A 24,961-nucleotide genomic window follows, 5' to 3' on the forward strand; every position below is an offset into this window, starting at 1 on the left:
ACGCAAAACACCGCGCTGCGCTCGTGACGAGCATTGTACTCACGTCGTTCGCACAAAACCCCGAGACTAAACGTCAGGACCCGCAAATCATTGCAATGAGCCACCAATCGGATGCTTCTGCGGGCGATCTCACCCGAACGGGGATGGCGCTCAAACACGACCGGGAGTGGGACTACGAGTTGGAACGGATCGTCGAGGCGGTCGAGGAGCGCGACGCCGAGAAAGTCGGCCTCCAGTTCCCCGAGGGACTGAAACGCCGCGGCCCGGCCGTGACCGACGACCTCCGCGCGCTCCTGCCCGACGGTGTGCGGGTGCTGCTGTCGGGCCAGCCGTGTTACGGCGCGTGCGACCTCGACACCTACATGATGCGCCGCACGGACGTGTTCGTCCACTTCGGTCACTCACCAATGAAGGAGTCGGAGAAGATCATCTACGTCCCGCTCTTCTCGAACGTGGATGTCGAACCGATCATGGCCGACTCCTTGGACGAACTCGACGACCCCGAGACGAACCCCGATGTCGGCCTCGTCACCACCGCCCAGCACATGAACAAGTTCGAGGAGATGCGGACGTGGCTCGAATCGCGAGGGTTCGACGTTCACACCCGCAGAGGCGACGATCGGCTGACTCACGAGGGCCAGGTCCTCGGCTGTAACTACGCCTCCGCCGACATCGACGCCGACCAGGTGCTCTACGTCGGCGGCGGGAAGTTCCATCCCCTCGGCCTCGCGATGGAACACCCTGATAAAACGGTGGTGATCGCCGATCCCGTCAACAACGCCGTCTCGGTCGCCGACACCGAGAAGTTCCTGAAACAGCGCTACGGAGCCGTCCACCGCGCGATGGACGCCGAGAAGTGGGGCGTCATCTTCTGTACCAAGATCGGGCAGGGGCGCTACGACCAGGCCGAGAAGATCGTCGACGAGAACGAGAACGCTTACCTCATCACGATGGACGAAGTCACGCCCGACCGGCTGCGGAACTTCGACATGGACGCGTTCGTGAACACTGGCTGTCCGAGGATCACGACCGACGACGGCCCGCAGTTCCACAAGCCGATGCTCACACCCGGCGAGTACGAGATCGCAGTCGGCAACGAACCCTTGGAGAACCTCTCGTTCGACACGTTCCACGGCACGTGGTAGGGCTCTGAGTTGCGGTGGCTCGGATGACCTGGATGGCCACGGGCGACGAGCAAGAGTTGCACCAGCACGAAAGATAATTATAGTCTGGCGTGGAATCGCACCTGGGGCCAACCCATGTACAAGATCGTCTGCGAAACGTGCGGTGAGTTCGGGTTCCACCCGTCGCGGCTCGGGGCAGAATCACGAGCTGAGAGGCACAGCGACGAAACAGACCACACCTCCCGAATCGAGCCGATGCGTGAAACGACGCTGTCGCAGTAAGTGACAGTATCGAACGCATCCATCCGGGCGGTGGACGCTCGTTTTTGAAAGCAGTTCGTGAACTCGTCTCAGCCCTCGATCGTTGCGATCTCGTCGTCGGTGAGGTCGATCTCGCTGGCGGCGACGTTCTCCTCCAAGTGATCGACGCTCGACGTGCCTGGGATCGGCAACATCACAGGAGAGTGCTGGAGCAGCCACGCGAGGCCGACCTGGTACTCGGTGGCGTCGTGGTTGGCGGCGACCTCGTCGAGCCCGTCGAGCTCGCCCGAGCCGAGCGGGGCCCACGGGATGAAGCCGATGTCGTGGTCCTCGCAGTATTCGAGGACTGCCTCGTGCTCACGATCGCCGATGTTGTACTGGTTCTGGACGGTGGCGATCTCGACCACGTCGCGGGCGGTTTCGAGCTGCTCGACCGAGACGTTCGAGACGCCGACGTGGTTGACCTTCCCCTCGTCTTTGAACTCCGCGAAGGTGTTGACGGACTCCTCGTAGTCGACCTCGGGGTCCGGGCGGTGGAACTGGTACAGATCGATCTCGTCGGTCCGGAGTCGATCGAGACTGCCGAGGATCGCGTTGCGGAGGTAGCCCGGTTCACCACACCGTGGCCACGCGGCGTCACGATCGTCGCGCCAGAGCCCTCCCTTGGTGGCGACGAACGCGTCGTCGTAGGGCGCGAGCGCCTCGCCGATCAGGCGCTCGGAGACCGCCGGGCCGTAGGAGTCGGCGGTGTCGATGAAGTCGACGCCGAGGTCGGTCGCGCGCTGGAGGACGTCCCGTGCTTCGTCCTCGTCGTCGGGCGGACCGATGATCTCCTCGCCGGTGAGTCGCATCGCGCCGAAGCCCAGTCGATGCACCGTGTCCTCGCCGCCGATGTCGAACGTGTCGCTCCGGTTTTCGGTTGCCATCGTCGTCACCGACGGCCGACCGACAGTAGCCTCTTTCGGCCCCGGCAGTCGGTCGGGCGTTTCTCGGACTTGAAAAGGGCGAGAGAACGATCGAGACGCGGACATCGACGCCGACAGTTCAGCCGGAGGAGGCGAGCTTCTCGGCTTGCTGTCGTGCCAACTCCACGAGTTCGGTCTGCCGGGCGTCGCGACCGGGCAGCGAGCTACTGCCCCCTTCTTCCTGTTCCGTAGACGGCATGTGGCTCATCCGGAACACGTGATCGGCCGCGACCACCTCGATGTCAGTTCTCGCGTCGTCCGACGACCACCACGCGAACGCCGTCTCGCCGATCGTGGGACTGGCCGTCTCGATGTCGTCCCGCGACCGATACCGACTTGGAAGGGTTCCGAGCGAACACGTCCCGCCGAGTGCGTCGAGCGTCTGCCCCTCACATCGCCAGAGTCGTGTCCGGAGGGTCCGCGTGTACGCCTCCGTACCGCGATACAGCACCGTTATCGTGCCGTTATCTCGAACCCGGGGCGCGGAGCCGTCGGCATACCTCCAGCCCGCACCGAGCGCCGGCGCGAGCAACAGCCTGTCCGCGGGCGGCTCCGGCGTCGGGACTGGCGTCGGCGTCGCCGTTGCCGTCGCTGTTGCTGTTGCTGTTGCCGTCGGTTGGGCCGTCGGGCTGTCGGTCGTTTGGTCGGCCGTCGCTCGGTCAGTCGTCGATTCGTCGGCCGTCCGGGCGATCACCGATCCCGTCGCAGTCCGTTCGGTTCGTGACTCGTCGGTCGCGTTTCCTGCTGGCTCTCCGGCCGTCGTTTCCGCGGCTGGTCCCTCGGAAGCGTTCGACGAACAGCCTGCGACGCCGACGATGCCGGCGATCGCGCCCAGCCCGCGAAGGTAGTCCCGTCTCCGCATCACTCGACCGTCTCTCGGAGCGATGCGTGCCGACAGTAGCCCGAACTGGTTCCATTCATCGGCTGTGATGACCGTTCTCTGTCAATGGTTGTGAGCGTGACGGTTTCGATCGGGAACCGTTCGGCGTCCCGACGTCGCTTCGTGTTCTGCTGTGGACCAAACCACTCAGAATCCACGGCGGTACTGCAACGGCGGCTCGGCATCCCCCGGACGATCGAGCGTCTCGGCGGCGTGGAGTGTGAAGTACGGGTCGCGGAGGTGTTCTCGTCCGAGGATCGCGAGGTCGGCCCGATCGTTGCGCACGATCGCGTCGGCCTGTTCCGGACTCGTGATTCCGCCGACCGCCCCTACCGCGACCTCGCCGTCGTTCTCCTCGCGGATCCGCTGTGCGTACGGCACCTGATAGTTCGGCCCCGCCGATGGCAGCTCCTGCTCGGGGTGGAGCCCGCCCGCACTCACATCGATCAGATCCGCACCCACCGTCGAGAGGTCGTCGGCGAGCTGTACCGACTGCTCGACCGTCCAGGAGTCGCGATCGGGGAGCCAGTCGGTCGCGGAGATCCGGACGAACACCGGCTTGCCGTCGGGCCAGACCTCCCGCACGGCGGCGGTCGCCTCGCGAACGATCCGTGTCCGGTCCTCGAACGAGCCACCGTAATCGTCCTCGCGGTGGTTGGTGACAGGCGAGAGGAACTCGTGGAGGAGGTAGCCGTGGGCGGCGTGAACCTCGGCGATCTCGAATCCTGCCTCACGGGCGCGTTCGGCCGCCGCTCCGAAGGAATCGATCACGTCCTCGATGTCCGCCTGCGTCATCTCGGCGGTCGCCGTCGCGCCGTCGTCGTAGGGCCACGGCTCGGCACTCGGCGCGACCGTCTCCCAGCCGCCGTTGTCGGGATGGAGGGGGGCGCTGCCGTCCCACGGACGGCTCTTCGACGCCTTCCGGCCGGCGTGGGCGAGCTGGATCGCCGGCACCGAGCCCTGCCCCTTGATGAACTCCGCCACCGGCGCGAGCGCCGCTCCGTGTTCGTCGCTCCAGATCCCCAGGTCCTGTGGCGAGATCCGCCCCCGAGATTCGACCGCGGTCGCCTCGGTCATCACGATTCCAGCCCCACCGGCCGCGCGGCTGCCGAGATGGACGAGATGCCAATCCGTCGCGAGACCGTCGCGATCCTCACAGGAGTACTGGCACATCGGTGAGACCATCACTCGGTTCGGGACGCGAGTCTCGCGCAGTTCGAGCGGTGTAAACAGATCCTCCGACATCACCAGAAGTAGCGGTCTGCCGGGGAAGTCTGTGGCGAAAGCGGGGAAAAACCGGGTCGCCTCGGAGTACCGGCAATTCAGTGTCGATGGCGGTCGCAACCGCCGTTCGACCGATCTACGCGTCGAACGCGTCCCGGAGACCGTCGGCGACCGTTTCGATCCCGTCGTGTGACCGATCGACCACGTCGAGCATGCTCACGAACCCGTGGATCATCCCCTCGAAGTGTTCGTGAGAGACTGCAACGCCGGCGTCTTCGAGCCGGTCGGCGTAGGCGATCCCTTCGTCGCGGAGCGGATCGAACCCCGCCGTAATCACGGTCGCGGGCGGCAGCCCGGAGAGATCGCGCGCGAGCAGCGGTGCGGCGTACTCGTTTCGTGCGTCGAGGTCGTCTTGGATGTAGCGTTCGTCGTACCACTCCATGCTCTCGCGTTCGAGGAAGTAGCCCGAACCGTTCTCCTCGTAAGAGTCGAACTCCGGCCCCACTCTGGAGTTCACCGCCGGATAAATGAGTGATTGATGACACAGGTCGGGACCGCCGCGGTCGCGTGCGAGCAGTGTGATCGCCGCCGTGAGGTTCCCGCCCGCGCTGTCGCCGCCGACCGCCAGCCTCTCGGGATCGCCACCGAGGTGCGGTGCATAGTCCGCAGCCCACTCGACGGCCGCATAGCAGTCCTTGACCGCCGCCGGGAACGGGTGCTCGGGCGCGCGGCGGTAGTCGACGGAGATCACGAGACAGTCCGCCGCGTTCGTCACCGCGCGACAGAACGGGTCGTGGGTGTCGAGATCGCCGAGCACCCACCCGCCGCCGTGGAACGTGACGAACACTCCCGGAGAGTCGTCAGGTTCGTCTTCGGGCGCGTACACCCGCACTGGGATCGGTCCTGCCGGTCCCGGAATGTCGAGGTCCTGCACGTCGCCGACGGGTTCGGGGTCGAGCATCGAGAACAGCTCGTCGAGCTGGTCGCGCGCGGTTTCGACCGACACGCCGTAGGTCGGCGGCGCGCGCTGCTGGTCGAGCAGGTCGAGCAACTGCCGCACCTGCGGATCGAGTTCTGCCATCGTCACCGACATCGACGGCGGCGCGTGCCTTAGTCTTCGCTCCGAACCGATTACCGGAAAGAATAGCCAAACCTTTTCGTATGTCCGTTGGGTATCGACGACGATGAGTTCCGTGAGCGCCCTGGCCCAGCGACTCGCGGTGGTCGCGGGGTTCGAGGATCCACAAGTCGGTCTCGAACAGTACCCCACGCCGCCCGACCTCGCGGCCCACCTGATCCACGTCGCGGACCTGCAGGGCGACATCGAAGGCCGACCCGTGATCGATCTCGGCACCGGCACCGGGATGCTCGCGCTCGGTGCAGCACTCCGTGGGCCGGAGTCGGTCGTCGGGATCGATATCGATCCCGATCCGCTCCGGACCGCGCGAGCCAACGAGCGCCGGGTCGGCACTACTGCCGACGTCTCGTGGGTCCGGGCTGACGCGACCGACGCACCGCTTCGCTCGCGAGCCGAGTCGAACGTCGGGACCGACGACCCTCCCCACGAGAGTGACACGCCCACGACGGTCGTGATGAACCCGCCGTTCGGCGCGCAGAACGACAACGAACACGCCGATCGGGCGTTCCTCGCGACGGCAGCCCGAGTTGCCACGGTCTCGTACTCCGTTCACAACGCCAATAGTTCTGAATTCGTCGAGGCGTTCGCCGACGACAACGGGGGCGAGGTGACCCGGGCCTACGGAGCCGAACTCGATCTCCCACGACAGTTCGAGTTCCACGAGGCCGACTCCCGCACCGTGGACGCAGAGGTGTTCCGGATCACGTGGGAGTAATCTGCTCCGATACTCACTCGTAAGATTCGTGGCTCGCGATCCGGACACGTGTCTGCCCGGCGACGGCGTACAGGTGCTTCCCGTTCCGGTCGAAGGTGACGTTCGCTACCGCCGCGCTCGTCCCCTTTTTCGGCAGCGGAACGGAGCCGAGCGTTTCGTTGTTCCGGCTGACGACGAGATCGAATCCCGTTTTCTGCGGCACGAGCGAGACGTTCTTTCCCGCGATGACCGGCTCCGCGGTTGCGGGTGCCGAGCGGTACGCGAGCTGTCGGCCCTCACCGGGTCCGTCGAGGAACACCTTGTAGGCGTGGCCGCCGCCGACGACCTGCCACCCGTTTCGTTTGGCGGCCACGGTTTCGGACCAGCCCAGTCCGCCGAGCTTGACCGCCGACCAGCCGTCGAACGCCAGCTCGCTGGATTGGATCGCGGTAGTCCAGACGTGGCGGTCCTCGCTCTCGACGATCACGCCGCTGGCTCGTACCTGGGTCGTCTCCCCGAACGCCGAGATGTCGAACACCGACACCTTCCGGTTCGTGACGTTCTCGGCGTAGGTCACGGTGTAGTCCCGAACGGCGACATCGGCGTCGAGTCCCGGCTGGGGCCCGGCACCGGTCCCGGACGCGAACACTTCCTCGGCCGGCGTATCGACGGTCGTGAGGTTCACCGGAACGGCCGGCGCGGCGAGAACCGCAAGCGCGAGCACAATAACGCCCGCCGAGGCTGCGCGGCGTCTGATGGTCCCGTTGCCACCGAAATCGCCGACGCGCTCGATAATTCCGAGGCGCGGCATGTCCGGCCGCGGGAGCGCCAGCCGATCGGGGGCGGCGACACTCGCCGCGACGACGAGTGCGAGCCCGAAGACGAGCACCGCGCCGATCGCCCGGAAGAGCACGTACTCGCCGTTGCCACGGAACCAGTAGACCGCCCAGAGTGACTGCCCCACCGCAAACAGGAGGGTGCCAAGCCAGAGCCGACTCGCGGTGGGCCGGACGTCCCGATGGCGACAGAGCGCGACCCCGATCAGGACTCCAATGAGGAGGCCAATGGCGTGAGCCTGGATCGCGATCCCGGCCCACCACGGCGTTCCGAACGAGGGTTCGGCGTTCGCCTGCACCACCGGGTTCCGCATGGCGCGATACACGAGCTGAACGACGCCGCCGGCCGAGAGCGCGATCACCGTCGTCACCGGATAGCGCACCAGCGCGACCCCGGCGAACGCGAACACCACGCCCGAGAAGCCGATCACCGGCCCGATCGAGAACACACTGACCAGCAGTCCGACGACGATCGCTCCGGCGGGGATGGCGAGCGCACGAGCGTAGGGGTTGGTCCGGAGCGAGGAAAACGTCGCCGTACCGCGCTCGGTGGGGTAGTGTCCCCACGCGTACTCGACGATAACGCCGAACGTGCAAACGCCGACGAGGTTGCCGACGAGATGGGATGGACCGACGTGGGCGAACGACGCGACGCCCATCCCGAGGGGGTAGAGATACGACCACGCCCGGAACGGGACGACGACCGGCCAGTACCAGTTCGCCAGTCCGTTCTGGACGAACAGATACACCCAGAGCAGTCCTGCCACCGTGAGGAGCGTCCCCCACGGAACGCCAGCCAGAAAGCGCGCGCGGAGCGCCGGCCCCCATTTCCCGCGCCCGTCGAGACGATAGACGGCCCCCAGCGAGATCGCGGCCGCGAGGAGCACCGCGATCCGTGCGAGTGTCTGCCACGGGGCCATGACGACTCGAAGGACTGCGACGGTTTCACTCTGTCGCGTGCATATGTCGGACGATCGGTCCGATCACGGTCCGCCAGTCGTCAGTCGTCAGGTTGAAGCGCGCGACGCCGAAGAGAAGGTATGGATCTACGGGTCATCGAGAGCGAGGACGACGAGCTGTCGATCGAGATCGAAGGCGAGGATCACACGTTCATGAACGTACTCAAGGGCGCGTTGCTCGAAACGTCGGGTGTCATCGCCGCCACGTACGACGTGAACCCCGAGCAGTCGGGCGGCCAGACCGATCCCATTCTCACGATCCGGACCGAGACCGGCACCGAGCCGCTCGACGCGCTCGAAACCGGGGCCGATCGAGTCAGCGAGATGACGACGACGTTCCGCGACGCGTTCCAGGCGGCCTGAGACGGCGACTGCCTGCGGCGGCGAGTCAGTTCGCCGGCTGGCGCTTCGCTCGCAGCAGATCGATCGCGTCGCTCGCGAGGATATACCCGATGACGAGCAGCAGGCAGCCGAGTGCCGTCATCCAGACACCGACGATGCCGACGCTCGTATCGAGCGTCTGGAGGCCGTTCAGTTCGACCACGACACCGAGGGCGGCCGCACACACCGCACCGATCGCACGGACGGCAGCCGCACCGAACTCCGTTCCGAGTTCTAAAAGCGTCTCCTTCATCGACGCCGCTACTCGTCGTGGCCCGAAAGCAGTTGCGTTTCGAGCGGCCGAATCGAAACCGGTTTGATCGTCACCCGCTCGAACCACGTTATGGGTCGATACGGCGATCTGAACCACGAACGACTGACGAAATACGGCTTCGCACTGGGCGTCGCGCTGTTCGTTCTCGGAGCTGCTGGCTCCGCGTTCGGCCCTGCGGTGGCCGGACCGCTTCCCGGCTGGGAGCAAACCCTGCTTTTCGATAGCGAGGTGGCCGGTATTCTCGTCGCCTTTGTCTCGGTGTTCGGCTTCGGGATCGTCCTCCCGCTGACCGAGTGAGCTGCTGGACGGACATCCGAGTGAGGGGGTCGCACTGAGTTATAGGGGCTCTCACATCACAGGGTGCCGACCTGTTGGAGTCGCCGTGTGAGAGACATGACGCGTATCTCGCAGATCAGTTCGAGATCTTCGCTGACAACTATGACCATGGATTTCAGGATGTTCTGGAAAGCGTCAAAGTTCCTGCTTCAAATCCTATTGTGACACAGAATCGAGGAACTTCATCAGCAGCTCATTGAAATACTCTGGATCGTCGTCGTTTGCGTTGTGCCCCGCGTTTGGAATCACTCCGTATCGGCAGTTTTTGGTTCTCGCTCAGCCCACGAAGGGGCATCCCGAGCTACTGTTCCCGTTCGGTCGCTGTCTCCATGCGTTAGTAGGAGTGGTTTTTCAATGACGTAGCCTGGTTCTGAATGAAGCGCATTCGCGACCGCCTTCCACACCGTTATGAACTCTTGTTTCGAAAGCTGACTTGTCGCACGATAGGCTACCGCTTCGCACGCTCGGTCTCTGTCGTACGCTCGGCGATGACTTCCTTGAGGTGGTGATACGGCCAGATTTTGAACAGATAGGGTGAGAGTCCGAGAGCGAGAGGCTCCAGCCGTGGCGGAATACTCGTGATATCCGTCGCTCCGATCATCGCTCGACGAGCCGCGGCCCTCACAGCCGCACCGGAACGCTGCGGTCGGCGAGATACTCCTTTACCTCCCGGATCGAGTATTCGTCGAAGTGGAAGATCGACGCGGCGAGCGCCGCGTCCGCGCCCGCGTCCGTGAACACCTCGTGGGCGTCCGCGGGACCGCCACAGCCCGACGAGGCGATGACCGGCGTCGAGACCGCCTCGCAGACCGCCCGCGTCAGTGGGATGTCGTAGCCGTCCTTCGTCCCGTCGGCGTCGATCGAGTTGACGAACAGCTCGCCCGCACCGCGGGATTCGGCCTCGCGCACCCACTCGACGACGTCCCGGCCCGTGCCCTCGCGCCCGCCTTTCACCGTGCATTCGAACCAGCAGGACTCGCCGTCGACAGTGAAGAAGTGCTCGCCGGCCTCGTCGTACCGCCGGCGCGCGTCGACCGAGATCACGATGCACTGGCTGCCGAAAGCTGTCGCACCCTCGGTGATGAGATCGGGATTCTGGAGCGCGGCGGTGTTGATCGAGACCTTGTCAGCCCCGGCTCGGAGCGTCTCCCGGATGTCCTCGCGGGTGCGAATCCCGCCACCGACAGTCAGGGGAATGAACACCTCGTCGGCCACGCTCGACACCACGTCGAGCATCGTCTCGCGGCCGTCGGCCGAGGCGGTGATGTCGAGGAACACGAACTCGTCCGCGCCGGCCTCGTTGTACCGCCGCGCCATTTCGACCGGATCGCCGGTGTGTTCGAGGTCCTCGAAGTTCACACCGGTGTAGACCGCCGGCTCGCCGTCCTCGTCGAGATCGACATCGATACAGGGAATGATGCGCTTTGTCAGCATCCGATACCCGCTCTCGGACGGGCCGGGTGTTGACGGTTTCGACTGACTCGCTCGGTGACTTGGCCGACGATCATCGGTGTGATTTTAATAGCGCGGCTCCGTCGAGTCGGTATGAGCGACAACGACGACGCACCCACCGAACCTCGCGAGTCCGAACTCGGCCAGGAACAGGCGACCGACACCGAAGACGAAACGATGGCCGAGAGCGAGCGCGAGGAGCGCGATTCCCATCCCGACGCGACGGGCGACGGCACCCACGGCAGCGTCGAGCCGGTTGCGACCCGTGAAACCGCCCCGATGAGTGCGTTCACCGCCCGTCAGGTCGGTATCGGGGCCGTCGTGCTCGTCGTCGGCTTGGTCGTCACGTTCGCGATCCCGCTCGCGCTGGTCTGACGTCGAAACGCTTCTTTTCCCAGGCGGTGGCTATACACTACGAAACGGTCGAGAACGGCTGTAAAACGAGTTCGGATCACCCACCGAGTGGCGTTCAGTCGTCGGTCGCGAGCATGTCCTGGGCGACGTCCGCGAGTTCGTCGATATCGGCCGCTTGGAGCCGTTCGTTGCCGAGCAGCAGGCGGAGCCGCGGTCGACCCACATCGATCGGAACCTTCGTGGTGTCGATCAGCCCTTCGTCTTCGAGCCTGGTCTTCGTCCGGGAGAAGGTAGCCTTGCTCGCGACGCCGGTGTCCTCGCCCCATCGGCTGATGTCGTAGAGCTGGAGTTCGTGTTTCGCCGCGATCAGCAGGCTGATAGTCACCTCGTCGAGCCCGTCGCCGTTGCCGCGAGCGGCGTCGAGCGAGTCGAGCACGCGCCCGAAGTCCGCATCGACCTCGTCGCTGAACGTCTCGGCGAGCGTCTCGTGAACCCGCGAGATCGGTGGTGTCCGGAGCGAGAACGGTTCGGCCTCCTCGAACGCCGCCGCGTGTTTCTCCCGCGCGCTCCCAACGAAGTCGTCTTCGACGGTTCCGAGTCCCGCGACCAGCTCGCCGGCGGCCACGAGCGTGACCACCGTCTCGTCGGTCACGATCAGCGAGTTCATCCCGGTGGATTCGGTCGTTCGCAGCGAGAGCGTCTCGTCGGCGATGAGATCCGCGGTGATGCTAGCAACGATGAAATCCTCCATGACGCTCTTGAGTGTGGCCTCGACCGCGAGCAACCGAACCGTCGGCGGATCGTCGAGTTCGTCCAGCGTGTCGACGAGTTTCTCGACAGCACCTGCCGAGGGGAAGACCACGAACACCTCACCGGACGCCTCCGAGAGGACGGTACGATAGATCTCCGCATAGTCCATCTCGACACTCTTCAGTGATTTCATTGTACGTGAACCAAGGCACTCGCAGTATTTAATTTCACTGGCTTTGGACGCCCGAAACACCAAAAATCGAACGGCTCCGGTGACTTATCGGAAAACCAACAATTTTTGGATCGGTAACGACGATCGACCGCCTCCAAAACCGATCCGTACGATACGCCGGAGTTACAGGAGCGCCCCGAGCACGGCACCGGTGAGCAAGGAGAGAGCCAACACGCCGCTGGCGGTCGCGAGCGGCACCCGGCTACTGCGGACAGCGCGAGCGCCCCGGCGGGTGTCGGTTTCTGTCGAGAGCAGGAAGACGACGCCAGCGGTGGCGAACGCCAGCCCGATGACGAGTCCCCAGAGGAAGGTGAGCGCGGAGGCGTCGGCGATGGCGATCGCGACCATCCGGCTGAGGACGAACCCGGTGCCGGCGATGATCGGTGCGCTCCCGACGACGTTGGCTCGGTCGACGTCCCCCTGTGCACTGGGGACGAGCTTGCCCAGTAGCGACTGCCACGAGGATTGTAGTCGACGGCGACGACGCGACATATCTCCCTCGTCTGGCGGCCTCCGGTATAATTCTTTGTCAGACATATTTCTATATATTTACGTTTCTGAAGCCGGCACGCCCCGGTGGTTCCCAGTCGCTATCGTCTGCTTAGTCGAGCGGATCCTCGAGATCGCCGGTGATCGCTTCGAACGCGTCGGTCGCGGTCACGAGCCCGACCACCGACTCGTCGTCGGGGTCGACCACCATCGCGACCTCCTGGTGTTCGGCCTGGAAGCGGTCGATGAGGTCGCTGACCGGGAGATCCGCGGGGACAGTCACCGACGGGGTGGCGACGGATGCGATGTCGACCTCGCCATCCCGGAGGGCGTCGACGTTCGTGAGCACCTCCGGTGTGTAGACGACGCCCACGAACTCCTCCAAGGATTCGCCGACCAGCGGGAATCGGGTGTGCTGGCGTTTGGTCATGAGCTCGAGGTTGGCCCCGATCGACTCTTCGGTCGAGAGCGCGACGATCCCCTCGCGCTCGACCATCACCTCCGCGACCGAGACGTCGCCGATTTCGAGTGCGTTGATCACCTCCTGTTCGCGCTCGTCGGAGAGCTCGCCCCGGCTCAGCAACGTCCCCATCCGGCTCCGGATCTCGCCCCGCGAGGCGGGACGCTCCGCGCCGTCTTCGCCCTCCTCCATCTCCTCTTCGGCCCACGAGCGTGAGATCTCGACGCCGAAGACACCCAGAATCGCCTTCGCCACCCAGTCGGCCAGCCGGATGATCGGGCCCAGCGCCCGCGTCCACCAGTAGAGCAGCGGCGCGCCGTATCGCGCGACGGTCTTCGTCCGCTCGATGCCGAGGTAGGTGGGGGCCTGCTCACCAACGATCACGTGGAGCAGGTTGATCACGAGCAGCGCGAGCGCGACCGAGAGGGCAGTGTGGCCGGCCTCGCCCCCGCCGCCGAGCAGGCTCCCGAGGCCGGCCGCGCGGACTGCCGGGTCGAGCACCGCCGCGAGTGCAGGTTCGGCCACGAAGCCGAGCCCTACGCTCGAGATCGTGATTCCGATCTGACACCCCGAAAGGTAGATCTCGAGCTGTTCAGTCATCTCCCACGCGCGCCGCAGACCACGGTGCTCCTGGAACTCGGCCTCGTCGAACTGCCGAACGCGGGTCATGGCGAACTCGGTAGTGACGAAAAATCCGTTCGAGAACAGCAGCGTCAGCCCCGCGAACAACTGAAGCAACGTCGTGGACTCGACCATCTGCCACGCGTTCTCCGCCACGAGTGGTAAACACGGTGGTGTCGCAGTGAACGGTCGCCGCCGACCCGACCATTTTTATCCAATGGGACCGCTTCACACACCAAGTCCTCCATGCGATCCACGAAAGTTGCCGCGGTGCTCGTTGTCGCCCTCTGTGTGGCCGGGACGGCCGCCGCACTCCCGACGGAGTCCGTCCGATCACAGCAGCCTCAGCAGGCCCAACAGGGAGTTTCGAATCCGAACGCGACCCTGGTGTTCTCCGAACAGACCACGAACGGGTCGGTGGTGCGACTCAACACGGCCACCCTCTCGCAGGGTGGGTTCGTCGCGATCCACGACACGAGCCTCACTGCGAACAACAGCACCGTCGGTAGCGTCATCGCGGTCTCACAGCGACTCAGCCCCGGACCGCACCAGGACGTCGTCGTCCCGCTCTACGCGGTCGACGGACGGAACTTCAACGAGTCGCGACTCGCCGCAAACGGCACGCTGGTCGCGATGGCACATTTCGATTCGAACGACAACGGCGAGTTCGATTTCGTCGCCACCAACGGGAGCACCGACGGCCCCTACGTCGAGGGAGTGCGGGCCGTGACCGACAACGCCTCGATCTCGGTCCGTCCGGCGGCGGACGACACGACGGATGGTGGAATCCTCGGTGGGGTGGGTCCCATCGCCGTCACTCTGGCGTTGGTCGTCGTCCTCGCACTCCTCGGCGGTGCGGCCGTCGTAGCGCGCCGGCGTCAGTGAGATCGACTCCCGGTGGAGGACGAGAACGGGTTACTGCTCTGCGGCCCGCTCGCGCCACGTGACGACCCATCCACGCACCGCCGCAAGGCCGGGACGGCCGTCACGAACCCAGACCACGAATGCGACCGCGACGAGTGCGATCTGGAGGGCGAAAAACGGCGTGAACTCCACGCCCAGAACGCGCGCCACAAACCCGGCGCTGGTGTCGTACGGTGGCAGATCGAGCAGCGGCCAGCCGAGATACGCGAGATACTGGTAGTCGCCGGAGACGAAGGAGAGAACGCCGTCGGCGAACGGGTGCGAGAGGTAGCCCACCGCGAACGCGATACCGACCGTGGAGTGGTCGTGTCGGCGGGCGTACCACACCACGAGGCCACAGATCACGACGGCGGTGAGCAGCGAGTGTGTGAGCGACCGGCCGCTCGCCAGCACACCGAACGTCCACGCCAGCGGCTTGTCGACGAGATCGGGAAACTGCGTCCCGAACGCGACGGCGAGCGTCGCCACACTGCCAGGCACCCGGTCGAACTGCCATCGACTCAGTCCGGAGTACAACAGATAGCCGACGGCGAGATGTCCCCACGGCCACATACTCACCGATAGCGACGGCGGGGGTTTACCCGCTTCGAAGCCGGCGCGGCCAAAGCTGAGACGCCGGCAAACGTTGGGAGACGGAAGATCTCACCGAACAGGGATCACGTTCTCGTCGAGCGAGCGTGGGAAATAGGTCAGCTGTTCGGTGCCTTCCTCGGTGACGACGATCGTATCCGAGTGGCGATAGCCCGCCTCGCCCGGGATGTAGATGCCCGGTTCGATCGTGTAGACGTGACCGGGCTGCATCACCTCGTCGCTGCCGCGATCGATGAATCCGCGTTCGTGACCTTCGAGACCGATGTTGTGGCCGGTGTGGTGCTGGGCGTGCTCCGCGAAGCCGCGATCGGCGAGCACGTCGTGAACCGCACCGTCGACGTGCGCACAGGCGACGCCCGGTCCCGACTCCTCGATCGCGGTGGTCTGGGCCGCGAGCATGGCCTCGAAGCGCTCCCGATCTTCGGGACTAGGTTCACCGAGGAACATCGTGCGTTCGAGCTCGCTCACGTAGCCGCCGACGTTCGCGGTCGCGCCCGTGACGAGGACGTCGCCTTCCTCCAGTCGGCGATTCTCGGTGAGGCCGTGTGGGAGCGCGGTGTTCGGCCCCGAGAGGAAGCCACACGAGGCGGGGAACCCCCCGCGGAGGCGCGAGTCGTAGCGCTCGCCGAGCGTGTCGAGCATCGCCATCGAGGCGTCGAGGCTGGCGCGCTTGGCCACCCAGAGCTCGTGTTTTCCCGGCTCAGCGTATTCCGCGAGCTTCCGGTGTGCGAGATTCCCCCACTTCGCCGATCGCCGCAGAAGGCCGATCTCTCCAGCCGATTTCGTCTTCCGCCAGTCGGTGACCCACTCGACGGTTTCGACGTCGACGCCCGCGAGCTCACCGAGTGACGGCCCACTGTACCCCCAGTGGCCTGGCGCACCGTCCGAATCGGCCGCGATGCGCTCCGCACCGAGGTCGTCGAGCATCGTTCGGATCGTCGCTTCGGGGGTCCGTGATCGGTGTTCGTGGTACGTCTCGTGGGGAGTGGCGTTCTCCGCGTCGTCTGCGTCACCGATTCCCGGATAGTCGTAGTACCCATGAACGCGCTCGATCAGCGGGAAGTCGTCGCTCTCGGCGCGGTCGCGTTCGAGCCGCGGCACGGTGATTGCGACTGTCTCGTCGGTGACGGCGAGACACACCGGACGCTCGGTCTGGAGGTGGTGAAACCCCGACACCCATTCGATGGCGGTCGCCGAGAACAGACAGAGCGTGTCGCGGTCGGTCGTCGCGAGTTTCTCACGAACACGTTCGATCCGGCGCTCGAACTCGGCGGGTGGGACTGTCGTCGGTGCCATACACTCTGGACCGACGGCGACACCATGAGTGTTCTCCCGTTTCGCTCCACGACGACGATCCGAGCGCTGTCGACCAGCAGAGCGAAGTTCGTGCGTGGAAGACGGGGAAGCGATGACGGGTCGACGACGAACGAACGCCGAATCATGCTTGCCCGGAACGGGCGTCCACTGATCGTGCCCGTTAGTGATCGCGAGGACCGCCACGGACTCGACGAGACGCGCAACTACCTCGCTGCGGCGCTCGGACGGTTCGTCCCGCAGCGCCTTGCGCGCGCGGCGTTACACGTCTCGATCGAGACCGGCCGAGAGCGCTACGCTCGGGGGGAGCCGATCGCGATCACCGCCACGTTCACCAACCGGCTCCCCGTCCCGATCACGGTCCGAACGCCGCGCCAGCGGCGCTGGGGATGGAGCGTCGACGGCGAGCTCGAAGCGAGCGACGAAGCCCGCTACACCCGTTCGAAACCGAGCAGCTTCGGGTTTCGCCCCCGCGAGCGAAAGCGTTTCGAGTGGGAGTGGAACGGCCGGTTCGAACGAACCACCGAACGTCAGTGGGTGACGGCCGAGCCCCGCGAGTACGAGATTTCCGCGTTCGTCGCGCTCGACGGCGACACGCGGCCGTCGGCGACGACGACTGTGCGGATCGAGTGACGGAAGCGAACTCGCGAGCTACTCGCGATGGAGATGACAGGCTGCGAAGTGAGCCCCGGAGCCGTGCTCGGGCTCGATCTCGTAGGTCGGTTCCTCCTGCGCGCAGATGCTCTGCTGGGCGAAGTTCTCGTCGAGCAAGCGGTCGGCTTCCGCCCAGTCGTCCGAGAGCACGTTTTCGACCGCCCGGTCGACGATCGTGGCCGCCTCGCCCGCAAGCGACACGTCCTCGAAGAAGCGGTGGCGAAGCGACCGTTCGCCTTCCGGTTCGAACGTTCGACGGTCGACCGCACGCATGAACGCCCGCACGGCCTCCCACTGGGAATCGGTGAGATCGTACTCAGGCGGGCGGATGAGCTCGGGACAGCGCGTCCGGAATCGACACCCGGAGGGCGGGTTGATCGGGCTCGGAACGTCGCCTTCGAGCACGCCGCGGGTCCCCTCTGCACGCGGATCGGGGACCGGGATCGACGACAGCAGCGCCCGCGTGTAGGGGTGTTGTGGGTTCTCGAACAGCTCCTTTTTTTCGGCGAGCTCGACGAGCTGACCCAGATACATCACCGCGACCCGATCCGAGATGTACCGGATCACGGAGAGATCGTGGGCGATGAACAGGTACGTGAGTCCGAACTCCTCTTGGAGGGCGTTCATCGTGTTGAGCACCTGGGCCTGGATCGAGACGTCGAGCGCGCTCACGGGCTCGTCACACACGATGAAGTCGGGGTTGACCGACAGCGCCCGCGCGAGGTTGATCCGCTGGCGCTGTCCGCCCGAGAAGGCGTGCGGGTGGCGATTGTAGTGCTGGGGATCGAGTCCGACCTTTTCGAGCAGTTCGTGCGCACGGTCCTCCCGGCCTTCGGCGTCGAGCATCCCGTGGGCTTTCATCGGCTCCTCGACGATGGAGCCGACCTTCATCCGGGGGTCGAGGCTCGACTGGGGATCCTGGAAGATCATCTGCATGTCCTGGCGCTGCGCGCGCAGCTCCTCGCCACTCATCTCGGCGAGGTTCGATCCCTTGAAGTAGACGTCACCATCGGTCGGGTTGAGCAGTCGAAGGATGGTTCGTGCGAGCGTGCTCTTGCCACAGCCGGATTCGCCGACGAGTCCGAGGGTTTCGCCCTCCCTGATTTCGAAGGAGACATCTTCGACCGCGCGCACCTCCTCCGAATCGAAAAACCCGGAGAGGAACCCGCTCCCTTGGTCGAAGTGTTTGGTCAGTCCGTCGACTTCGAGCAGCGCGTCGGTGCCGGACGTCCGGTCGGTCGCGCCGCCGACCTCGGTCCCGTCGTCGGTTTCGGCCGGTGATCGGGCGTCACTCATCGGTCTCACCCCTGCGACGCCCACCGTCGGCAGTGAGGTCCGCACCGAACCCGGCCTTGGCGTCGCTGGCGATCGGGTCGCTGTCCCAGTAACCGACGTCGAACGCATCGTGCATCAGACACGCGGCGCGGTGGGGCGGATCACCCGGCTCGGTGACGTCGCGCGCGTCCGGATGTGCTCGAACGCACACCTCGCGCGCGTCCGGACACCGAGTGTGGAACCGACAGCCGGAGGGCGGATTGATCGCCTCGGGCATGACGCCCTCGATGGGCGAGAGTTCGCCGACCGTTTCGTCGGGGCGAGGGATGGATTCGAGCAGCGCCTGCGTGTAGGGGTGTTTGGTGTCGTAGAACAGCTGCTCGACATCGGCCTGTTCGACGATCTCGCCGAGATACATCACGTTCACGCGGTCGCAGATCTCCGCGATCACGCCCATGTCGTGGGTGACCCAGACGAAACTGGTGTCGTACTTGTCCTGGAGATCGTCGACGAGATCGAGGATCTGGCCCTCGACCGTGACGTCCAGCGCGGTGGTTGGCTCGTCGGCGATGATGAGGCTCGGCTCACACGACAGTGCCATTGCGATCAGCACCCGCTGGCGCATCCCGCCGGAGAACTGGTGTGGGTAGTCGTCGTAGCGGTTCTCGGGTTCGGGGATGCCGACCTCCCGGAGCATGTCGATCGCCTCTCGTTTCGCGGCGTCCGCCCCGAGATCGCGGTTGATCTCGATGAACTCCCGGAGCTGGCCGCCGACGGTGAACACGGGGTTCAAACTCTCCATCGGATCTTGGAAGATGATCGCGATCTCCCGGCCCCGGATGCGTTCGCGCATCGTGGCGTTCGAGAGCATCTCGTCGCGCTGGACGAGTTCGCCATCCGATCGCTCCTCGACGCCGAACAGCGTCTCGCCGCGAAACGTGACTTCGCCACCGACGATCTCGCCGGGACTCTCGACCAGCCGGAGCAGGCTCGACGCGGCGACGCTCTTGCCCGCCCCGCTCTCGCCGACCAGCCCCACGATCTCGCCCTCGTTCACCGTAAAGGAGATACCGTCGACGGCACGAACGACGCCTTCCTCGGTGAAGAAGTGGGTCGTCAACTCTTCGACGCGTAGTAGTGGTTCCTGACTCATGATGTCGTCCTGTTTCGTCTCGTGATCGCGACTGTCTCTCCGACGGTCGATCGCTGCCGGTGTTGCGACCGGTCTCCAGTGGTTGCTGTCCGATGCATCTCAGTTGTTGAGCCGCGGATCGAGCGCGTCCCGGAGCCCGTCGCCGAAGAGGTTGAACCCCACGACGGTGATCAGAATGGCGAGCCCCGGCCAGAGGCTGAACCAGATGCTCTGGAGCATGTAGTTGCGCGACTGGGCGAGCATCTGTCCCCACGAGGGTGTCGGTGGCTGGACCCCGAACCCCAGGAAGGAGAGTCCGGCCACGATGATGATGCTCACGCCGACCTGGAGGGTGGCCTGCACCAGCACGGGTGCGAAGCTGTTCGGCACGACGTGCCGGAAGATGATGTTGCGGTCCCTGACTCCCGCCGCGCGGGCGGCTTCGACGTAATCCTCCTCGCGCACGCTGAGTACGCGCGAGCGTATCAGCCGCGCGAACACCGGTATCGAACCGATGCCGACCCCGATCATCGCGAAGAGGAGATCACGCCCGAACACCGACATGAACGTGATCACGAGGATCAGGAAGGGGATGGCGTACAGCGTCTCGACGCCGCGCATCAACACGTCGTCGACCCACCCGCCGTAGTAGCCTGCCACCGCGCCCACGACCACGCCGCCGAACAGCCCGAACGCGGTCGCGATGAACCCGACCTGGATCGCGATCCGTGTCCCGTAAAACAGGCGCGCGAGGATGTCGCGGCCACGGTTGTCGGTGCCGAGTGGGTGTTCCCACGTCCCGGTACCAAGTCCGTTCTCGACCCCGACAGGAGGCAACAGCGCCTCGACGGTCACTGGGTCGGTCGCGGGGTTGACCCAGAACGTGCTCGCGAACCAGTAGTCGAGCAGCTTCGCGTCGACGTACGCGAACACCGCGACCGCGGTCATGAAGCCGATGATGAACAACCCCGCGAGCGCGGTCGGGTCGCTTCGGACTTGAGTGAGGGTGTAGCGCCACCCCACCCGAGATTCGACCGCGCGTTCGCTCTCGTCGGCTCCACTCTCCTCGGTCTGACCCGAGGAAAGCATCTCGTCGGATTGGGTATCACTCGTTGCCATGTCAGTCCCGTTCACCGTAGGAGACGCGCGGGTCGACGTACGCGTAGGAGAGATCGGTGATGATCACTCCGATCACGAACGCCAGCCCGAAGACGATCGTCGTTCCCATTATCAGTTGGTAGTCCTGGTTGTAGACGCCGGTCAGGATGAGCGTCCCCATCCCGTTGATGCTGAACACCGTCTCGGTCAGCACCGCACCGCCGAGCGCGGTCGAGAGATTCAATCCGAGCACCGTCAACACCGGCAGCTGTGCGTTGCGGAACGCGTGTTTCCTGAGGATCGTGGTCTCGGAGACGCCGTAGGCCCGCGCGAGTCTGACGTACTCCTCCGAGAGGGTTTCGAGCATCGAGGAGCGTTCGATCCGCGTGATCGCCGCCATCTGGAGCGTCCCGAGCGAGAGCGTCGGCAGGATGAGGTGTCTCGCCGACGTGACCACCACGTCGAGACGCGTCGACGCCCCCTCGACCCGGAGCGGATGCGCCCACGGCAGTATCAGGTTCGTCGCGGGGAGCCACCCGAGCTTGAACGCGAAGACGATGATGAGCATCAGCCCGATCCAGAAGGAGGGCGTGCTCACGCCGATCAGCGCGACGACCCGCGAGATGTGGTCGGTCGGCTTGTTCCGTCGCTGCGCCGAGAGGACGCCGAGCGGGATCGACGCCACGATAGCGAACGTGAAACTCGACAGCAACAACAGCAGCGTCACCGGCAGCCGCTCCATGATCTTCTGAGTGACGGGCACCCCATAGTAGAGGCTCTGGCCGAGGTCTCCCTGGACGACGCCCGCGAGGTAGTTGAAGTACCGGACGTACAGCGGCTGATCGAGACCGTATTTCGCCTGGATCGCCGCGACTTGTCCCGGTGTCGGCGACGGACCGAGCATGATGCGTGCCGGATTGCCGGGGATGGCGTTCGAGAGGAGGAACGTGATCGTCACGATACCGATCAACACCGGTATCGCCTGGAGTAGCCGTCGGGCGGTGTAGCGAGCTAGCCCCACGGCTCACCCCCGTAGCGGCGGTACGTGGGTACCGTTCGTGTGGTTGTCGTGTCAGTCATGATGGGATACGAACGAAATCGAAACGCTTCGGCCGGAACTACTTCTCGACCGAGACGTTGTTGTAGCCGGTGGCGATGCTGAAGCTGCCGACCGGGTGTGACGTGAAATCCTTGACGTAGTTTTTCACGCCGAAGCTGTTCTTGAGGTTGTACGCCGGCAGGTTCACCCGGTCTTCGAGGAGGGTCGTGATGGCCTGCTGGTACAGTTTTTTTCGCTCTCCTCTGTCGGTCGACTTCCGGGCGTTCACGATCGCAGAGTTGACCTCGTCGTTCTGGTAGAACACGCCCTGGCCGACACCCGCCTGGGATTGGGCGAACAGGAAGTACATGAACGAGTCGGGATCGGGCGTGCCCGACCACCCGAGCGTGTACATGTTGTAGTCGTTGGGGTCGCCCGTGACGTACCTGTCGAGGAACGTCCCCCAGTCGAGTCGCTGGACGGTCGCGCCGTAGCCCGCCTCTTTCAGCCCGTTGGCGACGCTGGTGCCGATCTGTTCGCGCTTGTCGTCCGGCGGGACGATGATCTTCGCGTTCCAGTTGTCCGGGACGTTGTCGTTGTCGTCGAGCATCGACTTCGCCTTGTCGACGTCCTTGTCGTGGGGGATCTTCTTCCACTCCTCGATCGGCATGTCCCAGTCGTCGACGAGGACCTTCGGCAGCGGGCTGTACTGGCGGAGCCCGGTCGGTTCGACGAAGTTCGAGACGGCCTGATCCATCGAGACCGCGTAGTCGATCGCCTCGCGGACCTTCGGATCCGCGGTCGGCCCCTTCTTGCAGTTGAACGCGAGATAGAAGTAGCCGACGCCCGGGACGGCGTCGATCGACGCGTTGCCCATGTTCTTCACGGTGTTCCACGACTTCGGCGGGATCTCCTCGATGACGTCGTTCTCGCCCGATTTGAGGGTGGTGACCCGGGTGGTCCCCTCCTCGACCGGCACGAACTCGATCCCCGAGAGGTTCGGCGTGGGATCGCCCCAGTAGTCGTCCCACCGCTTCACCCGTGCGAAGTCGCCTTCCTGCCACCCCTCGAAGGTGAACGGCCCGGCCCCGACCGGGTTTTTGGTGTTGAACGCCTGCTTGTTCTGCTCGCGGACCGACTTCGGCACGACGTTGGCCGCGAGATAGCTGTTGAACGCCCCGAAGGGGTACTTCAGATCGAACTGGACCGTCTTCTCGTCGACGGCCTCGGCAGTGTCGATCATGTTGAAGTTGGCGGCGTTCTCGGTCTCCTCCTTCACCGGGGCGGTGAAGGTGTACGCCACGTCCTCCGCGGTCACCGGGTCACCGTTGTGGAACGTCGCGTCCTCGTTGAGCGGGACGACGTAGCGTTGGCCCCCGTTCTCGACTTCGGGCTGCTTCGCTGCGATCTGCGGAACGATCTTCTTGCCCGCCTCGTTCCACTCGTACAACGGATCGAACACCAGTGAGGCGACCTGATCCGAGGGAACGTCGTTCAGGACGATCGGATCGAACTCGATCGGACTCTTGACCTGGGCGAACGTGAGCTGTCCGCCGCTACCGCCACCACCACCGCCGCTTTCGTTGGCGCTACCGTTTCCGCCACCGCTACCGTTTCCACCGCCCCCGCCACTGCCGTTTCCGCTACCGTTCCCTTCGTCAGGGGCGGTGGCGCTCTGACAACCGGCCAAACCGGCGATGCCGATCGCGCCGGTCCCCTGTAGGAGGCGGCGTCTGGTCACGTCGTATGTCGTCTGTTTGTCCGTCATGAGCTGGTTTGTTCCTCGGTAACGCGTTCTTCCCGGAGCTATTGTAAATGTTTTATGGCCGGGGTCGTCCCAGGAACTGTCGACACAACGGATAGAACGGACGATCGGGCCGGCGAACGTCGGTGTGGAGCTGGTTCGGCGACCTACCGCTCCCACTCCTCGCGGAGATCCGTGGCGTCGCGCTCGTGATCGAAGACGTGCTCACCGTCGACGAACACGTGTTGGGCGGTCGAGTCGAACGCGTAGAACTCGTCGTCCCACACCGCGAGGTCGGCGTCAGTGCCTTCTTCGAGCGTCCCGACGCGATCCCCGATCCCGAGAATTGCGGCCGGATTCTTGGTCACGGTGTCGAGCGCGGCGTCGGCGGGGAGTCCCTCCCGAACCGCGAGACCCACACAGACATCGAGATGTTGCTGGGGCAGGACGGGCGCGTCGGTCTGGATCGCGACGGTCACGCCCGCCTCGTGGAGCAGGCCTGGCGTCTCGAAGGTGATGTTCGACAGCTCGTACTTGGTTGCGCTCGACGCGCTCGGCCCCACCACGGCAGGAACGTCGCGTTCGGCGAACTCCTCGGCGATCAGGTGGCCCTCGGTCGCGTGCTCGATCGAGAGGTTCTCGATCCCGAACTCTTCGGTTATTCGGAACACCGTCATGATGTCGTCGGCCCGGTGGGCGTGGACTCTGAACGGGAGATCGCCCTCCAAGACTCGCACGAGATGTTCCATTCCGAGATCGCGCTCGAACGGGTCGCCCTCCTCGGCGGCGTGATCACGCCGGTTCTGGTAATCCTCGGCGCTCATCAGTGCCTCTCGGAGTGTAGCCGCGACACCCGAGCGGGTCGCGGGCTCGCGGTCGTACTCCTCGCCGTGGACGCGCTTGGGATTCTCGCCCATCGCGGCCTTCATCCCGTCCTCACGGAGGAACATCTCGTCGGCGAGGTTCCCGTGGGTCTTCATCGAGCAGATCACGCCGCCGATCACGTTCGCACTCCCCATCCGGGCGCTCACGGTCGTCACGCCACTCCGGACGGCGTGATCGAGCTCCTCGTCGTGGGGATGAAACCCGTCGAGCGCCGAGACGTGCGGCGTCACTGGATCGGTCAACTCGTTGATGTCGCCGTCCTCGGGCTCGCCCCACTCGGCCATCCCGGCGTGGCTGTGAGCGTCGATCAGGCCCGGTGTGACGTGGTTCCCATCGCAGTCGAGGACGTTCGCCCCGTCGGGAACGTCGATATCGCCCACTGCGCTGATCTCGCTGCCCTCGACGAGCACGCCGCCCTCGACTGTCCCGCGATCGGTCGCCGTGTGAACGATTGCATTGGTGAGTGCGTACACGACGTGGACGAGGCAAGATTCACACTAAAGCGCTCGGATCACCCGCCCGAATCTCCGGCGATCAGATCGTGTCGTCGGGATCGTGCTCGTCGGCCATCCGGCGTACTTCGTCCGCATACCGTTCCTGAACGTCGGTCTCCGTTACGGCTTCGAGGTTGTCCGGCGAGACGTCCTTGGCGGCAGTCACTCCGTCCATATCGATCGCCTGGGCCGCGAGCTCCCGCCGGAAAATCTGATCGCCCTCGGTCGTCGCGTACTTGAGGACGATGAGATCGCGGTTGTTGTAGCCGCGCTCGACGAGCCACACGCGGACGTCGTCTGCCGATGGCATGAGCACACGAACGGGAACCGCGATGTTAGTCGTTCGGTCTCGACGACCCGAATCGTGGATCGGTCGGATCG

Annotated in this window: 26 protein-coding genes; 7 read left to right on the forward strand and 19 right to left on the reverse strand. The window is 65.0% G+C overall.

Annotated elements, in window-relative coordinates:
* The first annotated feature begins 95 nt into the window (after nt 1–95).
* Entirely contained in the window at nt 96–1,145 is a 1,050-nt protein-coding gene (gene dph2 / locus C450_RS06820) for a diphthamide biosynthesis enzyme Dph2 (protein WP_005041876.1), read from the forward strand.
* Nucleotides 1,146–1,474: 329 nt separating this feature from the next.
* Here the strand turns inward: dph2 and C450_RS06825 are convergent, their stop codons facing one another.
* The 4 genes from C450_RS06825 to C450_RS06840 form a co-directional block, all read right to left on the reverse strand.
* Nucleotides 1,475–2,311, reverse strand: coding sequence for an aldo/keto reductase (locus C450_RS06825; RefSeq protein WP_005041878.1), 837 nt, complete (start codon nt 2,309–2,311; stop codon nt 1,475–1,477).
* Between the two features lie 118 nt (nt 2,312–2,429).
* Nucleotides 2,430–3,212 carry a hypothetical protein gene (locus tag C450_RS06830; protein WP_005041880.1) on the reverse strand — a complete coding sequence of 261 codons (783 nt, stop codon included), beginning with the start codon at nt 3,210–3,212 and terminating at the stop codon, nt 2,430–2,432.
* Nucleotides 3,213–3,377: 165 nt separating this feature from the next.
* On the reverse strand, nt 3,378–4,475 hold the full coding sequence (locus C450_RS06835; protein WP_005041882.1) for an NADH:flavin oxidoreductase/NADH oxidase: 1,098 nt from the start codon (nt 4,473–4,475) through the stop codon (nt 3,378–3,380).
* Between the two features lie 115 nt (nt 4,476–4,590).
* Nucleotides 4,591–5,535, reverse strand: a complete 945-nt coding sequence (locus C450_RS06840) for an alpha/beta hydrolase (RefSeq protein WP_005041884.1) — start codon at nt 5,533–5,535, stop codon at nt 4,591–4,593.
* Between the two features lie 103 nt (nt 5,536–5,638).
* Between C450_RS06840 and C450_RS06845 the strand changes: the two genes are divergently transcribed.
* Nucleotides 5,639–6,307 carry an METTL5 family protein gene (locus C450_RS06845; RefSeq protein ID WP_005041887.1) on the forward strand — a complete coding sequence of 223 codons (669 nt, stop codon included), beginning with the start codon at nt 5,639–5,641 and terminating at the stop codon, nt 6,305–6,307.
* 13 nt (nt 6,308–6,320) lie between these two features.
* On the opposite strand, the gene C450_RS06850 is transcribed toward C450_RS06845, so the two are convergent.
* Complete coding sequence (locus tag C450_RS06850; protein ID WP_005041889.1) at nt 6,321–8,042, reverse strand: rhomboid family intramembrane serine protease; 1,722 nt, start codon at nt 8,040–8,042, stop codon at nt 6,321–6,323.
* 120 nt (nt 8,043–8,162) lie between these two features.
* On the opposite strand from C450_RS06850, the gene C450_RS06855 reads away from it, so the two are divergent.
* On the forward strand, nt 8,163–8,444 hold the full coding sequence (locus C450_RS06855; protein WP_005041892.1) for a DNA-directed RNA polymerase subunit L: 282 nt from the start codon (nt 8,163–8,165) through the stop codon (nt 8,442–8,444).
* Between the two features lie 25 nt (nt 8,445–8,469).
* Here the strand turns inward: C450_RS06855 and C450_RS06860 are convergent, their stop codons facing one another.
* Nucleotides 8,470–8,715, reverse strand: coding sequence for a hypothetical protein (locus C450_RS06860; protein ID WP_005041894.1), 246 nt, complete (start codon nt 8,713–8,715; stop codon nt 8,470–8,472).
* A 90-nt stretch (nt 8,716–8,805) separates the two neighbouring features.
* Here C450_RS06860 and C450_RS06865 point away from each other — a divergent pair, with 90 nt between their 5' ends.
* On the forward strand, nt 8,806–9,033 hold the full coding sequence (locus C450_RS06865) for a DUF7860 family protein (protein WP_005041897.1): 228 nt from the start codon (nt 8,806–8,808) through the stop codon (nt 9,031–9,033).
* Nucleotides 9,034–9,693: 660 nt separating this feature from the next.
* Here C450_RS06865 and hisF read toward each other — a convergent pair.
* Entirely contained in the window at nt 9,694–10,506 is an 813-nt protein-coding gene (gene hisF / locus C450_RS06870; protein WP_005041900.1) for an imidazole glycerol phosphate synthase subunit HisF, read from the reverse strand.
* Between the two features lie 111 nt (nt 10,507–10,617).
* Here hisF and C450_RS06875 point away from each other — a divergent pair, with 111 nt between their 5' ends.
* Nucleotides 10,618–10,899, forward strand: a complete 282-nt coding sequence (locus tag C450_RS06875; RefSeq protein WP_005041902.1) for a DUF7550 family protein — start codon at nt 10,618–10,620, stop codon at nt 10,897–10,899.
* A 94-nt stretch (nt 10,900–10,993) separates the two neighbouring features.
* Here the strand turns inward: C450_RS06875 and tbsP are convergent, their stop codons facing one another.
* From tbsP to C450_RS06890, 3 genes are all read right to left on the reverse strand, one after another.
* Nucleotides 10,994–11,821, reverse strand: coding sequence for a transcriptional regulator TbsP (gene tbsP / locus C450_RS06880; protein ID WP_005041904.1), 828 nt, complete (start codon nt 11,819–11,821; stop codon nt 10,994–10,996).
* 162 nt (nt 11,822–11,983) lie between these two features.
* A complete protein-coding gene (locus C450_RS06885; RefSeq protein ID WP_005041906.1) occupies nt 11,984–12,352 on the reverse strand; it encodes a hypothetical protein in 369 nt (122 codons plus the stop codon).
* Between the two features lie 109 nt (nt 12,353–12,461).
* Nucleotides 12,462–13,565, reverse strand: a complete 1,104-nt coding sequence (locus tag C450_RS06890) for a CNNM domain-containing protein (RefSeq protein WP_049909936.1) — start codon at nt 13,563–13,565, stop codon at nt 12,462–12,464.
* Nucleotides 13,566–13,676: 111 nt separating this feature from the next.
* Here C450_RS06890 and C450_RS06895 point away from each other — a divergent pair, with 111 nt between their 5' ends.
* Nucleotides 13,677–14,315 carry a DUF7282 domain-containing protein gene (locus tag C450_RS06895; RefSeq protein ID WP_005041910.1) on the forward strand — a complete coding sequence of 213 codons (639 nt, stop codon included), beginning with the start codon at nt 13,677–13,679 and terminating at the stop codon, nt 14,313–14,315.
* A gap of 30 nt (nt 14,316–14,345) precedes the next feature.
* Here C450_RS06895 and C450_RS06900 read toward each other — a convergent pair whose 3' ends face one another.
* Nucleotides 14,346–14,906 (reverse strand): metal-dependent hydrolase, encoded by a 561-nt coding sequence (locus tag C450_RS06900; protein WP_005041914.1) that lies wholly within the window; start codon nt 14,904–14,906, stop codon nt 14,346–14,348.
* 90 nt (nt 14,907–14,996) lie between these two features.
* Nucleotides 14,997–16,241, reverse strand: a complete 1,245-nt coding sequence (locus C450_RS06905; RefSeq protein ID WP_005041916.1) for a M24 family metallopeptidase — start codon at nt 16,239–16,241, stop codon at nt 14,997–14,999.
* 24 nt (nt 16,242–16,265) lie between these two features.
* Between C450_RS06905 and C450_RS06910 the strand changes: the two genes are divergently transcribed.
* Complete coding sequence (locus tag C450_RS06910) at nt 16,266–16,892, forward strand: hypothetical protein (protein ID WP_005041918.1); 627 nt, start codon at nt 16,266–16,268, stop codon at nt 16,890–16,892.
* Nucleotides 16,893–16,910: 18 nt separating this feature from the next.
* On the opposite strand, the gene C450_RS06915 is transcribed toward C450_RS06910, so the two are convergent.
* The 7 genes from C450_RS06915 to C450_RS06945 form a co-directional block, all read right to left on the reverse strand.
* A complete protein-coding gene (locus C450_RS06915; protein ID WP_193790505.1) occupies nt 16,911–18,209 on the reverse strand; it encodes an ABC transporter ATP-binding protein in 1,299 nt (432 codons plus the stop codon).
* On the reverse strand, nt 18,202–19,341 hold the full coding sequence (locus C450_RS06920; RefSeq protein WP_005041922.1) for an ABC transporter ATP-binding protein: 1,140 nt from the start codon (nt 19,339–19,341) through the stop codon (nt 18,202–18,204). The genes C450_RS06915 and C450_RS06920 overlap by 8 nt, the downstream gene beginning before the upstream one ends.
* A gap of 99 nt (nt 19,342–19,440) precedes the next feature.
* Nucleotides 19,441–20,439 (reverse strand): ABC transporter permease, encoded by a 999-nt coding sequence (locus C450_RS06925; RefSeq protein WP_005041925.1) that lies wholly within the window; start codon nt 20,437–20,439, stop codon nt 19,441–19,443.
* A 1-nt stretch (nt 20,440) separates the two neighbouring features.
* Nucleotides 20,441–21,439, reverse strand: a complete 999-nt coding sequence (locus C450_RS06930) for an ABC transporter permease (protein ID WP_193790506.1) — start codon at nt 21,437–21,439, stop codon at nt 20,441–20,443.
* Nucleotides 21,440–21,536: 97 nt separating this feature from the next.
* The gene (locus tag C450_RS06935) at nt 21,537–23,225 is read right to left on the reverse strand and encodes an ABC transporter substrate-binding protein (RefSeq protein WP_005041929.1); all 1,689 of its coding nucleotides are present in this window, start codon (nt 23,223–23,225) and stop codon (nt 21,537–21,539) included.
* 143 nt (nt 23,226–23,368) lie between these two features.
* Nucleotides 23,369–24,559 carry an amidohydrolase gene (locus tag C450_RS06940; protein WP_005041931.1) on the reverse strand — a complete coding sequence of 397 codons (1,191 nt, stop codon included), beginning with the start codon at nt 24,557–24,559 and terminating at the stop codon, nt 23,369–23,371.
* A 61-nt stretch (nt 24,560–24,620) separates the two neighbouring features.
* On the reverse strand, nt 24,621–24,890 hold the full coding sequence (locus C450_RS06945; protein ID WP_005041932.1) for a hypothetical protein: 270 nt from the start codon (nt 24,888–24,890) through the stop codon (nt 24,621–24,623).
* Between the last annotated feature and the right edge of the window lie 71 nt (nt 24,891–24,961).

The organism is Halococcus salifodinae DSM 8989, from assembly GCF_000336935.1.
Lineage (GTDB): Archaea > Halobacteriota > Halobacteria > Halobacteriales > Halococcaceae > Halococcus > Halococcus salifodinae.

Excerpts from the sequence above, each read along its gene's own strand:
- dph2 (WP_005041876.1), top strand. The coding sequence starts at position 96 with ATGAGCCACCAATCGGATGCTTCTGCGGGCGATCTCACCCGAACGGGG.
- C450_RS06825 (WP_005041878.1), bottom strand. The coding sequence starts at position 2,311 with ATGGCAACCGAAAACCGGAGCGACACGTTCGACATCGGCGGCGAGGAC.
- C450_RS06830 (WP_005041880.1), bottom strand. The coding sequence starts at position 3,212 with ATGCGGAGACGGGACTACCTTCGCGGGCTGGGCGCGATCGCCGGCATC.
- C450_RS06835 (WP_005041882.1), bottom strand. The coding sequence starts at position 4,475 with ATGTCGGAGGATCTGTTTACACCGCTCGAACTGCGCGAGACTCGCGTC.
- C450_RS06840 (WP_005041884.1), bottom strand. The coding sequence starts at position 5,535 with ATGGCAGAACTCGATCCGCAGGTGCGGCAGTTGCTCGACCTGCTCGAC.
- C450_RS06845 (WP_005041887.1), top strand. The coding sequence starts at position 5,639 with ATGAGTTCCGTGAGCGCCCTGGCCCAGCGACTCGCGGTGGTCGCGGGG.
- C450_RS06850 (WP_005041889.1), bottom strand. The coding sequence starts at position 8,042 with ATGGCCCCGTGGCAGACACTCGCACGGATCGCGGTGCTCCTCGCGGCC.
- C450_RS06855 (WP_005041892.1), top strand. The coding sequence starts at position 8,163 with ATGGATCTACGGGTCATCGAGAGCGAGGACGACGAGCTGTCGATCGAG.
- C450_RS06860 (WP_005041894.1), bottom strand. The coding sequence starts at position 8,715 with ATGAAGGAGACGCTTTTAGAACTCGGAACGGAGTTCGGTGCGGCTGCC.
- C450_RS06865 (WP_005041897.1), top strand. The coding sequence starts at position 8,806 with ATGGGTCGATACGGCGATCTGAACCACGAACGACTGACGAAATACGGC.
- hisF (WP_005041900.1), bottom strand. The coding sequence starts at position 10,506 with ATGCTGACAAAGCGCATCATTCCCTGTATCGATGTCGATCTCGACGAG.
- C450_RS06875 (WP_005041902.1), top strand. The coding sequence starts at position 10,618 with ATGAGCGACAACGACGACGCACCCACCGAACCTCGCGAGTCCGAACTC.
- tbsP (WP_005041904.1), bottom strand. The coding sequence starts at position 11,821 with ATGAAATCACTGAAGAGTGTCGAGATGGACTATGCGGAGATCTATCGT.
- C450_RS06885 (WP_005041906.1), bottom strand. The coding sequence starts at position 12,352 with ATGTCGCGTCGTCGCCGTCGACTACAATCCTCGTGGCAGTCGCTACTG.
- C450_RS06890 (WP_049909936.1), bottom strand. The coding sequence starts at position 13,565 with ATGGTCGAGTCCACGACGTTGCTTCAGTTGTTCGCGGGGCTGACGCTG.
- C450_RS06895 (WP_005041910.1), top strand. The coding sequence starts at position 13,677 with ATGCGATCCACGAAAGTTGCCGCGGTGCTCGTTGTCGCCCTCTGTGTG.
- C450_RS06900 (WP_005041914.1), bottom strand. The coding sequence starts at position 14,906 with ATGTGGCCGTGGGGACATCTCGCCGTCGGCTATCTGTTGTACTCCGGA.
- C450_RS06905 (WP_005041916.1), bottom strand. The coding sequence starts at position 16,241 with ATGGCACCGACGACAGTCCCACCCGCCGAGTTCGAGCGCCGGATCGAA.
- C450_RS06910 (WP_005041918.1), top strand. The coding sequence starts at position 16,266 with ATGAGTGTTCTCCCGTTTCGCTCCACGACGACGATCCGAGCGCTGTCG.
- C450_RS06915 (WP_193790505.1), bottom strand. The coding sequence starts at position 18,209 with ATGAGTGACGCCCGATCACCGGCCGAAACCGACGACGGGACCGAGGTC.
- C450_RS06920 (WP_005041922.1), bottom strand. The coding sequence starts at position 19,341 with ATGAGTCAGGAACCACTACTACGCGTCGAAGAGTTGACGACCCACTTC.
- C450_RS06925 (WP_005041925.1), bottom strand. The coding sequence starts at position 20,439 with ATGGCAACGAGTGATACCCAATCCGACGAGATGCTTTCCTCGGGTCAG.
- C450_RS06935 (WP_005041929.1), bottom strand. The coding sequence starts at position 23,225 with ATGACGGACAAACAGACGACATACGACGTGACCAGACGCCGCCTCCTA.
- C450_RS06945 (WP_005041932.1), bottom strand. The coding sequence starts at position 24,890 with ATGCCATCGGCAGACGACGTCCGCGTGTGGCTCGTCGAGCGCGGCTAC.